General features: G+C 60.5%; 13 protein-coding genes. 6 read left to right on the top strand and 7 right to left on the bottom strand.

Annotation, left to right across the window (positions count from 1 at the left end; translation table 11 throughout):
- Window positions 1-427: 427 nt before the first annotated feature.
- Together ABD112_RS13340 and ABD112_RS13335 are read right to left on the bottom strand one after the other, a co-directional pair.
- Window positions 428-730 (bottom strand): hypothetical protein, encoded by a 303-nt coding sequence (locus ABD112_RS13340; protein WP_343926630.1) that lies wholly within the window; start codon window positions 728-730, stop codon window positions 428-430.
- A 264-nt stretch (window positions 731-994) separates the two neighbouring features.
- A complete protein-coding gene (locus tag ABD112_RS13335) occupies window positions 995-1,354 on the bottom strand; it encodes a hypothetical protein (protein WP_343926628.1) in 360 nt (119 codons plus the stop codon).
- Window positions 1,355-1,894: 540 nt separating this feature from the next.
- On the opposite strand from ABD112_RS13335, the gene ABD112_RS13330 reads away from it, so the two are divergent.
- The 6 genes from ABD112_RS13330 to ABD112_RS13305 all read left to right on the top strand — a co-directional run bounded on the left by ABD112_RS13330 (window position 1,895) and on the right by ABD112_RS13305 (window position 6,818).
- Window positions 1,895-2,554, top strand: coding sequence for a hypothetical protein (locus tag ABD112_RS13330; protein ID WP_343926626.1), 660 nt, complete (start codon window positions 1,895-1,897; stop codon window positions 2,552-2,554).
- 3 nt (window positions 2,555-2,557) lie between these two features.
- Window positions 2,558-3,412 (top strand): Fic family protein, encoded by an 855-nt coding sequence (locus ABD112_RS13325; protein WP_343926624.1) that lies wholly within the window; start codon window positions 2,558-2,560, stop codon window positions 3,410-3,412.
- Between the two features lie 562 nt (window positions 3,413-3,974).
- Entirely contained in the window at window positions 3,975-4,190 is a 216-nt protein-coding gene (locus ABD112_RS13320) for a helix-turn-helix transcriptional regulator (RefSeq protein ID WP_343926622.1), read from the top strand.
- Window positions 4,187-5,374 (top strand): site-specific integrase, encoded by a 1,188-nt coding sequence (locus ABD112_RS13315; protein WP_343926620.1) that lies wholly within the window; start codon window positions 4,187-4,189, stop codon window positions 5,372-5,374. Before ABD112_RS13320 ends, ABD112_RS13315 begins: the two co-directional genes overlap by 4 nt.
- A 362-nt stretch (window positions 5,375-5,736) precedes the next feature.
- Window positions 5,737-6,288, top strand: coding sequence for a PadR family transcriptional regulator (locus ABD112_RS13310; protein ID WP_343926618.1), 552 nt, complete (start codon window positions 5,737-5,739; stop codon window positions 6,286-6,288).
- Window positions 6,285-6,818, top strand: a complete 534-nt coding sequence (locus tag ABD112_RS13305; protein ID WP_343926616.1) for a hypothetical protein — start codon at window positions 6,285-6,287, stop codon at window positions 6,816-6,818. Before ABD112_RS13310 ends, ABD112_RS13305 begins: the two co-directional genes overlap by 4 nt.
- A gap of 50 nt (window positions 6,819-6,868) precedes the next feature.
- Here the strand turns inward: ABD112_RS13305 and ABD112_RS13300 are convergent, their stop codons facing one another.
- The 5 genes from ABD112_RS13300 to ABD112_RS13280 are packed head-to-tail and all read right to left on the bottom strand — an operon-like array spanning window position 6,869 to window position 12,225.
- On the bottom strand, window positions 6,869-7,768 hold the full coding sequence (locus tag ABD112_RS13300) for an NAD(P)/FAD-dependent oxidoreductase (protein ID WP_343926614.1): 900 nt from the start codon (window positions 7,766-7,768) through the stop codon (window positions 6,869-6,871).
- Window positions 7,765-9,255, bottom strand: a complete 1,491-nt coding sequence (gltX, locus tag ABD112_RS13295) for a glutamate--tRNA ligase (RefSeq protein ID WP_425563844.1) — start codon at window positions 9,253-9,255, stop codon at window positions 7,765-7,767. The genes ABD112_RS13300 and gltX overlap by 4 nt, the downstream gene beginning before the upstream one ends.
- A 10-nt stretch (window positions 9,256-9,265) precedes the next feature.
- Complete coding sequence (locus ABD112_RS13290) at window positions 9,266-10,036, bottom strand: fumarylacetoacetate hydrolase family protein (RefSeq protein WP_343926610.1); 771 nt, start codon at window positions 10,034-10,036, stop codon at window positions 9,266-9,268.
- Window positions 10,033-11,139: a branched-chain amino acid aminotransferase gene (locus ABD112_RS13285; protein ID WP_343926608.1), complete on the bottom strand. Its 1,107-nt coding sequence runs from the start codon at window positions 11,137-11,139 to the stop codon at window positions 10,033-10,035. The genes ABD112_RS13290 and ABD112_RS13285 overlap by 4 nt, the downstream gene beginning before the upstream one ends.
- Before the next feature lie 39 nt (window positions 11,140-11,178).
- The gene (locus ABD112_RS13280; protein WP_343926606.1) at window positions 11,179-12,225 is read right to left on the bottom strand and encodes a 3-isopropylmalate dehydrogenase; all 1,047 of its coding nucleotides are present in this window, start codon (window positions 12,223-12,225) and stop codon (window positions 11,179-11,181) included.
- Window positions 12,226-12,289 lie beyond the last annotated feature (64 nt).

The following is a 12,289-nucleotide window of genomic DNA, read 5'->3' as shown; positions in this document are numbered from 1 at the left end:
CTAGCCCTGGCCCGACGCCGCTGCAACGTCCTCTACGCCATGATGCGCGACGGCACACTCTACGAGAACGAACCGAACAAACACGCCCTCGCCGCTTGACAAAAACATAGGCCCCCCCGAATGCCAATTCAGGCGGACGAGTAGAGCGATAACGTGGGAAACTTGGTCGCCCGATTACCTTCCGATCGCAAAAGCGCCGAAAAACTACCCCGGCAACGAAAACCCCCGGGAGTCCGGCGGTTTTCAGTAAGCTGTACTGGGATCGAACCTGTACCACTTCAGTTCGGTAGCCAGCGGGGGATGGCGGGGCGAGTCTTGTCAGCCCCTGACCACCTGGGCGTCGACGGAGGTGGCCGGTAGGACGAACACCCAGAACCGAGCAACCATTTCAGTCATCCCGATTCTGGGCGTTGCCCGCCTCTCGGCACTACCTGTTGATGATGTAATTTGCGAACGCGCAAGGCATGATGCCAAGATTCCACGCACATTCCGTTTGCGAGCGGTTGCCAGCCACCATCTCAAACACATTGTGGAAACCTTCGTCCTCGAACGCAATAGCGACCAAGACACCATATTGGGACAGTCGCGGCTGCCCGCCAGCACAGAATCCATCAATCATCTGGGCCGGCTGAGCCGCAGCTCCCGGCCAAGCCGACTCGAAAGCATCGGCAAGCTGCGTGAGTTGCGCATCTGAATAATCCTGGGGCGTGGTCTTCGTGGTCTTCGTCATTGTTGGTCCTGTCTGTGATGCTTGCCGGTAGCGAAAGCCTCGCTACCGTTGTCCTGCACAGCCCCTATGCGACAGGAAAATGACCGGTGGGGATTATCTGTTACGCAGACGCAGTCCCCAGCTAAACGCTGAACGTGCACGCGATCTGACGCCGCGCTCGCAGCACTCCTGCCAACAGCATGAAGTCGGGGCTATGTGCGACTCCGGAGGCGAGCGGCACTTGGACTCGTCAGCAGGCAGACCTATCACTCCCAGTGCTGGAGGCTAGATGTCCAGACGCTCGCGCCCCAACACCAACAGGTCCAACAACCCCGGGTGGCTTTGCAGGGCATCCAGCCACGGGGCGATGCCGGGACGGCCGCGGGCCGCGGCGATGCGCTGGCGGGCCAGACGTGGGACGTGCAGCCCCTGGAGTGCTCGGTGCATCAGGCGTTGCCTGATCGCTTCATCGGCTGGCAGACCGCCGCGAGGCAGTTTTTCACCGCAGAGCTGGACGATCAGAGGTTGGAGCCCACGATAAACGCCATCTGCGCCTCTGAGAGTGGATCCGGTAGCCAGAATCAGAATTGCACCGAGGGGTTCGACAACATATTCGGCATCGCTGTAGTCATTGTCCGCGGTCATGGATAGCTTTGTGCGCGGCAGGCTGGCGCCCATTTGGGCTCCGGCATCGCCCGCCCTCACAGGTTGTCATTTCTCGTTGTAGTTGAGACTTGTCTCGATGTTGGTGAGATATGTCCGCGCCTTGCGGTGCGGGAGTCCCCGTGGTGCTGGTGTCGTTGGAGCGGTTCCGGCCTGATGGTCGGGGGTGTGCTCCTCTGCCGCTGACGAGTCCACTACCAGGTGGCCCATCCCAGCTTTACCGGACACCTGAGTTGGTGTTAGGTCACAACTACCCGAGGGAAATCTCAACTAGATGAAGAACTGACAGGCGTCCTATTCGCACGGCGGCCGCCAAGTTCAACCGAGAAAACTGTCCGCGCATAGACCGCTTGTAACCTTGTACCGAATACGGTACATTTGTAAATGTTGTACCAAGAACGGTACACGGATGGGGAGGTGATTCAGATGGCTGTCACCACAACAACAGGACTGCCAAAACAAATTCGCGATGTGACTCATTCGACTGTATCCCTGCTTTCAGCACGATCCGGAGTTTCACGAATGACTCAGCATCGAGTAGAGACCGGGGAATCTGACGCTGGCCTCCGTACGCTCAGGGAGCTTGCGCTTGCCGCCGGCCTCGACATCAGTATTAATTTGCTGCCCGCCTCAGACCCTGACGCCGCAGCAGGAGCTCGTTCTATCATCGACGCCTCAGTCGATGCCGGATACCTCACCCCCAGCCAAACAGAATGGGCACAGCGGATACGCCGCTACGTCGGACCTGAGCTGAACCCCATCGACGTCGTGACTGAGGCCGGCCGTGTTACCAACCCACTTCACCGGGTGGGAGCAGTGCTACTCACCGGCGGCTGGGACGAACTCAAACTCGCATCCGCCGCGCTATCAGCAGGCGGCGAATGGCTCCTGTCCGGCACACCGGTCTTGGAGCGAATCGCTGACGAGCCAATCGCGCTTGACCCACACGCGATCGTCTACGCCGAAGACCCCGAAGCGGTCGCGCGCTTCCTCTCACACTTGCGCCCCGCGCGCGCCGCGACCGCGACAATTGTCGTAATGCCGATGGCACCTATCGCCAAAGTCGATTCCTGGACGGACGGAAAATTCAACCTGGTCGCACCTGTCCAGGCCATCATCGACAGCATTGGCCTCGGCGGAAGCACCGCGGAAGCCGCACTTGCCATCGCTCGGGAGTGGTGAACGATGGGCACCTCATCCAACTGGGCCCGCGGGTCGAACCAATATCTCAAGCGCACACGTCCTGAAATCCTGACGCGTGCTGACAACATTCACCTCAGCCCGTCGTCCGCCGCCGACAGACTTGAGCTCACAGGCATCACCTGGGACAGCACGGCTTTAGATTTCGGCACACTCAAGCAGAGCACACCGGACAGAGCTAGAGCGCGCTACCGCGCGATGATGCCCGAATACATCTGGGATGCCGCCGCACTCGAAGGCAACCCGTACACTCTCCCCGAAGTCCGCACACTTCTCGAAGGGATCACAGTCAGCGGGCACAGGCTCGACGATCAAGAGCAGATCCTGGCTTTGAACGAAGGCTTCAACCTCGTAGACACCCTTGTCGGTGACAGCCGGTTCCTCCTCGACAAAAACACCAGCGACACAATTCATGGCTTGGTCGCCAGACATGAAGCGATCGAGTCGGGAGCGTTCCGTGGGCAGGGCGCTGCGGGAGGCGGCGGACGGGTCGGACTTGGCGAGAGGGGCGTCTATCAGGCAAGCGACCCCGGAGTCGACGGCGCAACGCTTATCGCCGAACATAAGGACCTGCTCGACTATCTCGACACGCTCACCGACCCCCGAGAGCGCGCGTTTGCCTACTTCGCCGCCGCGACCAAACGCCAGTTCTATTTCGATGGCAACAAGAGGACCTCGCGTCTGATGATGGCGGGCGAGCTCATGGCCAACGGCTATGACGCCGTATCGGTCTCAGCCACACGTCGGCTTGAGTACAACACTTATCTCACGGAGCTGTTTGTCACCCATGACGCGACGCAGCTCATGCGATTCATCATCGACAACCGCCCCTCGGACTGAGACGCGTCAAGATCTGGGTTGCGGCCCCCACCGGGCGGGTAGTCGTCCTCATGCGTGAAACGGAACGGCCTTCCTCATCAGCTTGCGCTCGTCAAGTTTTTTGAGACAGCTTGATGTGTTTTTTGCAGCCAGGGGTTTGCGGTCGCGGGCTTGATGGGTTGTTCTTGCTTGGGCGGGGCTGATTACGCCGTTGTGGTAGCGGGGGCCACCGACGGTTGTACCAAACTTCGATTTATTCCATCACCGCGGTGCGGAACAGGTCAGGGTGTAGGTAAACCGGGCAGCACCCGCATGAGCAAGCAATGCACGCCCCTGCGGTCCGGTGGGATCAAGCCCAAACACGACAGAGCGCTGCACCAGACGGCGCACACCAATCGCTACAGAACTCGTCACCAGCCTGTGCGCGGCACAAAGCGTTGGGCGGTCTCAATTACCTGAGAGAACTCTCAACTAGATAGAGAACTGACACAGGTCCCGGCATGACCCCCAGAACGGGGGTAAAAAGGGGGTGAAAATAGTGATTTTGGCCCAATGCCGCGCACTTGGACGGCGGAGGAAAACAATGACTATCACCATCGCCCCAGTGGCGTCGCCCAAATTACTCAACGCCGCCGGAGCAAGTGCGCTACTAGGCATCAGCAGAGGCACTCTGTACAACCTAAGAAGCGCCGACGCGTTCGCACCGGCCATAGTTCTCGGACGCGGCACTCTGCGCTGGGAAGCCCAAGACCTCTTAGCTTGGGCCCGCCAGCACAAAGAACAGGCGGTAGCAGCGTGAGCACAGCAATCACAGGCCGAGGCCGGCCACGAACCGCTCCTGGTGAATTTGGGGTCATCAGCAAGCCTCGCTCACTCGCATGCGGCGCACTCAGTGTCTCCGCAACTCTTCGGCTCCCTGACGGTACGACCGTTCGCATCACTGGGACCGCGGCAACGGCAACCGCCGCGCGACGCGACCTAGCTTCGAACGCTGAGTTGGTTCTCGCTGGCTGGAACGTCCAAACACTTACCGCTCGCACCACATTTGCGGAACTCGGAGCAATCTGGCTCTCGTACTACAGGACGAAGGGCCGCGCCCCGCAGACAGTCCAGCGCTATGAATCGACGCTGAACGGTACGGTCGCCCGCGCGCTCGGCTCGCTCACGCTCGGTGAGTTGGACAATGGTTTGCTCCGAAGAACCGTTAGGGCGGTAGCTGAATCCGGCCGCATAGCCGAGGCTCGCGCGTGTCGCGTAGTTATCCGCGCCGTGCTGAGCTACGCCGTGGAACAAGGCGCGGTACCACCTCAGCTCATCAACTTTGATGGTTTCCAGTTACCCACCCCGCTCAAGAAGGCTCGCGCAATCAAGCTCCCCGAGCTAGAGAATCTGCGCGAGCTCATCACAGCTCACCGCGACCGGGACCGGCCTGGCCCGCAGTCAACGAAAGCTCATGACGACCTCATGGACTGTATGGACCTCATCCTTGGGACCTCACTGCGCATCTCGGAAGTTCTCGCCGTCCACCGAGACAGCATCGACCTCGACGCCGAACATCCAACACTCATCGTGGACAGAAAGGTGGAATACGTGAAGGGAACGGGATATCGACTCGGAGCGTTAAAGACGGACGCAACAGCCCGTGGAATCGAACTGCCGGAATTTGCCGTGGCAATTCTCCGACGACGGTTTGCCGACGGTCGCGAATTCGCGTTCGTTGCCCGTGGTGGCGGGTTGTTATCCCAGAACAACATCCGGCGTACATTGCGAGAGGTAACTGGCGGCAGTGACCTATCCGGTTGGCTGACCCCGCACTCAGGGCGCAAAACAGTTGCCACAGCAGTGAACAACGAACTGGGTTCATCAATCGCCGCAGAAGTACTAGGCCAATCCGACGACCGTCTCATCAAGAGCACGTACGGTGAGCGTCGTCCGGTCGCGCCGAACGTTACCGCGATAACAGAGCGGTTTGCGCCGAAGTAGTCCACAGCCGCATCAGCTTCAGCATCGAATGCCCTCGACCGTCAGGGTCCGGGGCATTCTTTGCGCGGTAAAAAGTATTCACAAACAAAGCGGTGATGCCTCGTGAGATGTTGTGAGAGATTGTGAGGAGAATCGGCTGCCAGTGGAAAGAAATACCTGTTCGGGCCTAGAAGTGGCCAGTAAATCCGGGCTTAAAAAGTAACTCGCCTCAGAACAAAAGAATCAGAATCTTCCGTGTTGCCAATTACACCATACCCCACCGCGTTCAGCCGCAGCCGAACCGATTTACTACTTTAGCGCATCCTGCGCGGCCTGTGGTTCACCCCCTTGACCCGATATGGGACTTGTCCTATATTGATGCCATGTCTCTCCTCCACGCGGTTCTCGGATTCATTGCGATCCGCCCCATGACTGGCTACGAACTCGGCAAGACCTTTTCGTCTACAGCCGCGCACTTTTGGGCAGCAGATCAGTCGCAGCTTTACCGCACACTGCACCGGGCTGAGGCTGACGGCCTAGTCGAGAGCGACACAATCGAGCAGACATCTCGCCCCGACCGCCGCCTCTACTCGATACTCGAACCGGGGCGAGAAGCACTCGACACGTGGCTCAGATCACCGCTTGAGCCAGACAACTCTCGCGAGCCATTCCTTCTCCGCCTCTTCTTTGCCGAGCCTCTTGGTTCGACCGGCGTCATCCGATTGCTCGAAGGTCGCCGCGACGATGCCCGGAAATTACTCGCGACACTCGATGCACTCGCGAGCGACGCACCCCCCGATCTGTCCGGTGCCCCACTCGCCACCCGCTTGCGCTACGCAACCCTTGAGTCAGGCCGAGCACACGCGCGTGCTGAAATCGAATGGATCGATGAACTGTGCACTCAAATTTCCCAACATAAGGAGACAGACCAATGAGCAAAAACACCGCAGCGTCCCAGTCCCTGACCGTTGGATCACGCGGCAGCCCCGGCAACGACGGCAGCGACGGCAGCGACGCGCGACCGATTAGCCGAGCCGCCCGCGTCGGCGCAGGAGCCGCCTCCGCGATCTTCGCCCTCGTCGCCGTGTTCCACCTCGCTGTCGCCGCAGGAGCCCCTCTCGGCGAGTACACCCAGGGCGGCACCAATCAGGGCGCCCTCCCCCCGCAAGGACGCGTTATCGCTGGCGTCTCCGCCACGATCGTTCTTGTTCTGGCGGCGGCAATTCTGGCTCGGGGTGAGCGGGGGCCGCTGCGGAACGTATCTCCTCGGCTCATCGCCGTGTTCGGTTGGATCGCCACCGCGTATGCCGGCGTCGGCATCGTGCTGAACCTCATCACTCCGAGCGCTGCCGAGCGCGCCATCTGGGCACCCGTAACGATGGTGCTTCTTGCTGCCTGCCTTGTCACGATGCTTGCGACTCGCCGCACAACACCCAACAGCACGCCGGGTCAGACCATCGCCTAGCAACGAGCACCCCGCGGCAGCGATACCCGCGGCTGCACGGGAAGAGACGTTTAGAGCAGGTCGCGGTTGATGGTGGCGGCAACCTCGGCCCCGTCACCCGCGGCAACGATGAGCTGTTGGGGGCCGGGCGGGGTGGCATCACCGGTCGCATAGGCACCCGCTGTGCTGGTGCGGCCGGAAGTATCAACGACAATCAAACCCTCCGCGTCGAGCGCGAGTTGCAGACCCTCCGCATAGCCAAGCGCTGTCTCATAGTCGGGGCGAACGAACGCGGCCTCGCGCGCAATAGTTTCGCCGTCGGCAAGCACAACACCGTTCAGCCCATCACGGTCGCCCGCAACATCCGCCACTTCACGACGATCCACACGGATGCCGCGGTCAGCTAGCGCCGCCTCATCAGTCTCACTCACATGGCCAATGCCCTGCGTGAAGACGATCAGATCGCGGCTCCACTGCGACAACAGCAGCGCCCGCTCCGCGAGGTCATCGCTGTGACCAATCAGCGCGATCGGACGATCCGCGTACTCATAGCCGTCGCACTCCATGCAGGAGTGGATGCTCGTGCCATAGAACGCCCGCAGCGTTGGCAACTTCGGCAAAACCTCGCGCAACCCTGTGGCGATCAGAACTGTGCGGGTCGTGACCGCTCCCCCGCGATGCGTGAGCGTAAACCCACCACCGTCGAGCGGCACAATGGTTTCGACGATCGTGCGCTCGAACGCGACGTTCGGATACTGCTCAAGCTCCTCACGGCCCAGCTTACGCAGCTCGAGCGGAGAAATACCATCGCGGCTCAAGAAGCCGTGTGAGTGGAAGGTCGCCGAATTGCGAGGGCGATTGCTATCGAGCACCAGCGTGCGCCGACGCGCCCGCGCGAGATTCAGGGCAGCACTGAGTCCGGCCGGTCCGCCGCCGACAATAACAACATCCCAGTCGAACTGCTCACTCATAGTCGTACGCGCAACGCTCCCAAGCGAGCCAGAGTCGACTCCTTGCCCAGCAGTTCCATTGACTCAAACAGCGGCGGGCTGATGCGGCGACCAGCGATCGCGCTCCGCAACGGACCAAACGCCAAACGTGGCTTCATTTCCTTCACGTCAATAAGTTCGGCGCGGAGGGCAGCTTCGATGGCATCGTGCGTCCACGGTTCCACCGCAGGCAGCACAGCGATAGCGGCATCCAGAACCTCAGGCCCTTCGGCCTTGGGCATTGCATCTGCCTCAACGACGAGCTCAGCATCCGGAGTGAACAAGAACTGCAACAGCGCCGGCGCATCGCCCAGCAATTGCATGCGCTCCTGCACGAGCGGTGCGGCAGCCGCCAGCGTTGCCAGCTCAGCGTCAGTTGGCTCAGCCGAAATCACGTCAGCAGCAACGAGGTAGGGCACGAGACGTCCCGCAAACTCTTCAGCCGACAACAGACGGATGTGGTCGCCATTGAGCGACTCCGCCTTCTTCACGTCGAAGCGGGCCGGGCTCGGGTTCACGTTCACCACGTCGAACGCGGCGATCATCTCTTCGACGGAGAAAACGTCGCGGTCGGGCGCAAGCGACCAACCCAGCAGTGACAGGTAGTTGATGAGGCCCTCGGGGATAAACCCGCGATCACGGTGGTGGAACAGGCTCGCCTCGGGATCGCGCTTGGAGAGCTTCTTGTTGCCCTCACCCATTACGTAAGGAAGGTGGCCGAATCGCGGAATCGCATCCGTGAGACCGATCTCAATGAGCGCCGTATAGAGGGCGATCTGGCGAGGGGTGCTCGAGAGCAGATCTTCACCGCGCAGCACGTGCGTGATGCCCATAAGCGCATCATCCACCGGGTTCACGAAGGTGTAGAGCGGGGCACCATTCGGGCGCACCACCACGAAGTCAGAGAACGAACCGGCGGGGAACGTGATGTCGCCACGAACCAGGTCATCAAAGCTCAGGTCGGAGTCGGGCACCCGCAAACGCAGTGCCGGCTGGCGACCCTCTTCCTTGAACACCGCATTCTGCTCAGCAGTGAGATCGCGCTCGAAGTTGTCGTAGCCTTGCTTGGGGTCGCGACCGTTAGCCACGTTTCGGGCCTCGATCTCTTCACCCGTCGCAAAAGACTCGTAGAGGTGACCGGAAGCCTTCAGCTTCTCGATGACCTCAAGGTAGATGTCGGTGCGCTGCGACTGACGGTAGGGCGCGTGCGGGCCACCCGTCTCGACGCCTTCGTCCCAGTCAAGACCCAACCAGTTCATCGCGTCGAGAAGCTGCAAATAGCTCTCTTCGCTGTCACGAGCGGCATCCGTATCTTCAATACGGAACACCATCTTGCCGCCCATGTGGCGCGCATACGCCCAGTTAAACAGGGCAGTACGGATCAGTCCCACGTGGGGCGTACCGGTAGGTGACGGACAAAACCGAACGCGAACGTCGGAAGCGGTTGCAGTAGAAAATGGCGCAGACATTGCGCCCATTCTATCGAGAAGCGGTGCGCACCGGGTTGCTCAGCGTGCCGATGCCCTCGATCGTGATCTCGACGGTGTCGCCGTGCACAATCGGGCCAACACCCGCGGGGGTTCCTGTGAGAATTAGGTCGCCGGGTAACAGGGTGAACACGCTCGACGCGTACGCAACGAGGGATGCGACTGAGTGCACCATCTGGTCGACCGTTCCGTCTTGCTTCACATCACCATTCACTGTGGTGCGGATGCTCTGCGACGCCACCGCGAACTCGGTCTCAATCACGGGCCCCAGTGGGCAGAACGTGTCGAAGCCTTTAGCACGAGACCACTGGCCGTCTTTCTTCTGCAGGTCGCGTGCCGTCACGTCGTTCGCGATCGTGTACCCAAAGATCACGCTATCGGCGTCAGCCTCGGCTACGTTCTTGGCGATGCTACCGATAACGACCGCCAGCTCGCCCTCGAAGCTCACGTGCTCGCTCTGCGGCGGCAGCATGATGGCATCCCCCGGGCCCACCACCGAAGTGTTGGGCTTGAGGAACATCATCGGCTCAGAAGGAGTCTCGTTGCCGAGCTCTTTCGCGTGCTCGGCATAGTTGCGGCCGATAGCAACCACCTTGGAGCGCGGAATCACCGGTGCCACAATCTTGATTTCCGACAGCGGCAAGCGCTCCTCGGTGGGCTCAAAACCATTGAACATGGGGTCACCGGTCAGAACAACAATTTCATCGCCGTCGATAATGCCGTAGCGAGCTCCTGTGCCAGAACTAAAACGAGCTACCTTCATGCGTCGAGCCTCATCATCCAGCCGTGCTTGTCTTCGCGACGGCCATATTGGATGTCGGTGAGCTCTTCGCGCAGCGACATCGTCAATTCGCCGGCCGGAGCATCCGCCGACCCAAACTCAACACCGTCACCCTTGAGCATGGCGATGGGAGTGATGACGGCAGCGGTTCCGCACGCGAACATCTCAGTGATGTCGCCAGACTCAACACCCTCGCGCCACTCGTCGAGAGTCACGCGACGACGCTCAACCTTGTGGCCGCGGTCCTCAGCAAGCTGAAGCACGGAGTCCCGCGTGATGCCCTCGAGGATCGACTCGGAGTGCGGAGTAACAAGGGTTCCGTCTTTCTTGACGAGAACCACGTTCATTCCACCGAGCTCTTCGATGTACTTGCCCTCTTCGGCATCCAAGAACAACACCTGGGCGCAGCCCTGTTCAGCAGCTTCTTGCTGAGCAATAAGCGACGACGCGTAGTTGCCGCCCGTCTTTGCCGCGCCTGTGCCACCCTTGCCGGCGCGAGTGAAGTTTGTGGAGATCCAGATCGATACGGGAGCAACGCCACCAGGGAAGTACGCACCAGCGGGGCTAGCAATCACGTAATAGTTGACCTTCTTCGCAGCCCGTACCCCCAAGAAGGCTTCCTTGGCGAACATGAAGGGGCGCAGGTAGAGGCTCGTCTCGGGAGCGTTCGGCACCCAGTCGCCATCAACCGCGATGATCTGCTTGAGCGAATCAATGAAGGCGTCGATCGGCAACTCCGGCAGCGCCATGCGGCGGGCGGAACGCTGCAGGCGTGCACCATTAGCTTCGGGGCGGAACGACCAGATCGATCCATCCTCATGACGGAACGCCTTCAGGCCTTCGAAGATCTCCTGGCCATAGTGCAACACTGCCGCGGCCGGATCGAGCTCGATGGGGCCGTACGGCTGAACGCGCGGACGGTGCCATCCGCCCATCTCCGACCAGCACACATCAACCATGTGGTCAGTGAAGTTCACACCGAAACCGGGGTTCGCCAAAACCGCGTCTCGCTCTTCGACAGAGCGTGGCTCTTGGTTCTTCTTAACCATGAATGTGAGGGGGCGAGCAGCCAACAGATTCTTCATGCGATGTCCTTAATGACGTTCAGCCATAATGGCGGTGGGTTAATTCTGCGCTACAGCGTCGGCAATTGCACTGCCAATCTCAGACGTGGACCGTGCGGTGGTGCCACGAGCGCTGAGATCAGCTTCAACAGCCGCAGAAACGCGGGCTGCGGCATCCGATTCGCCGAACTGTGACAGCAGCAATGCGATCGACAGGATTGCCGCCGTAGGGTCAGCAAGTTGTTTGCCCGCAATGTCAGGCGCTGAGCCATGGACCGGCTCAAACATCGAGGGGAATGCCCCGCTCGGGTTGAGATTGCCGGAGGCGGCCAAACCGATGCCGCCGCTGATGGCCGCTGCGAGGTCTGTGATGATGTCACCAAAAAGGTTGTCAGTGACGATGACGTCAAATGTACTCGGTTTTGTGACCATAAAGATCGTGGCCGCATCAACGTGCATGTAGTCGACCTCGACCTCGGGAAACTCGCTGGCGACACGATCGACTGTCGACTGCCACAGCCCACCAGCGTGAACGAGCACGTTGGTCTTGTGCACGAGGGTGACCTTCTTGCGGTCGCGCCCCATCGCGTGAGCAAAAGCGAAACGAACAACGCGTTCGACACCGAACGCCGTGTTTATCGACACCTCAGTGGCAATCTCGTGCGGAGTGCCGGTGCGGATGCGCCCACCATTGCCCACGTAGGGGCCCTCAGTGCCCTCCCGGACCACCACAAAGTCCACTGCGCCCGGGTTAGCCAGCGGTGACGTCACGCCGGGAAAAATCGTTGTGGGGCGCAAGTTCACGTGGTGATCAAGCGCAAAGCGCAGCTTCAGCAACAGACCGCGCTCAATGATTCCGCCCGTGAGGCGAGGATCGCGCGGGTCTCCCCCGACAGCACCCAACAGGATCGCGTCGTGCGTGGCGAGCTCGTCGATGTCGGAGTCTTCGAGAATGGTGCCCGACTCGAGGTAGTGGCTTGCGCCGAAGGGAAACTCGGTGGTCGAAACATCCACACCGGTTGCCTTCAGCACCTTGAGCGCTTCGGCCACAACTTCGGGCCCAATACCATCACCGGGAATGACTGCAAGCTTGATCTGAGAAGGCATACAAATACAGTACCGGTGCTCACCAGCTGTCGGCCGCAGAGCAGAGAGCTTCGACCCAGAGAAT

Origin of the sequence: Rhodoglobus aureus (assembly GCF_039527955.1) — a bacterium.
Taxonomy (GTDB): Bacteria; Actinomycetota; Actinomycetes; order Actinomycetales; family Microbacteriaceae; genus Rhodoglobus; species Rhodoglobus aureus.
The sequence above is the reverse complement of the archived record's forward strand: the minus strand, read 5'-3'. Positions and strand labels throughout refer to the sequence as shown.

What these genes read in the sequence shown, in the direction of transcription:
- ABD112_RS13335 (WP_343926628.1), bottom strand. Translation starts at nt 1,354, where the DNA reads ATGACCGCGGACAATGACTACAGCGATGCCGAATATGTTGTCGAACCC.
- ABD112_RS13290 (WP_343926610.1), bottom strand. Translation starts at nt 10,036, where the DNA reads ATGAAGGTAGCTCGTTTTAGTTCTGGCACAGGAGCTCGCTACGGCATT.
- gltX (WP_425563844.1), bottom strand. Translation starts at nt 9,255, where the DNA reads ATGTCTGCGCCATTTTCTACTGCAACCGCTTCCGACGTTCGCGTTCGG.
- ABD112_RS13285 (WP_343926608.1), bottom strand. Translation starts at nt 11,139, where the DNA reads ATGAAGAATCTGTTGGCTGCTCGCCCCCTCACATTCATGGTTAAGAAG.
- ABD112_RS13320 (WP_343926622.1), top strand. Translation starts at nt 3,975, where the DNA reads ATGACTATCACCATCGCCCCAGTGGCGTCGCCCAAATTACTCAACGCC.
- ABD112_RS13305 (WP_343926616.1), top strand. Translation starts at nt 6,285, where the DNA reads ATGAGCAAAAACACCGCAGCGTCCCAGTCCCTGACCGTTGGATCACGC.
- ABD112_RS13310 (WP_343926618.1), top strand. Translation starts at nt 5,737, where the DNA reads ATGTCTCTCCTCCACGCGGTTCTCGGATTCATTGCGATCCGCCCCATG.
- ABD112_RS13340 (WP_343926630.1), bottom strand. Translation starts at nt 730, where the DNA reads ATGACGAAGACCACGAAGACCACGCCCCAGGATTATTCAGATGCGCAA.
- ABD112_RS13300 (WP_343926614.1), bottom strand. Translation starts at nt 7,768, where the DNA reads ATGAGTGAGCAGTTCGACTGGGATGTTGTTATTGTCGGCGGCGGACCG.
- ABD112_RS13325 (WP_343926624.1), top strand. Translation starts at nt 2,558, where the DNA reads ATGGGCACCTCATCCAACTGGGCCCGCGGGTCGAACCAATATCTCAAG.
- ABD112_RS13280 (WP_343926606.1), bottom strand. Translation starts at nt 12,225, where the DNA reads ATGCCTTCTCAGATCAAGCTTGCAGTCATTCCCGGTGATGGTATTGGG.
- ABD112_RS13330 (WP_343926626.1), top strand. Translation starts at nt 1,895, where the DNA reads ATGACTCAGCATCGAGTAGAGACCGGGGAATCTGACGCTGGCCTCCGT.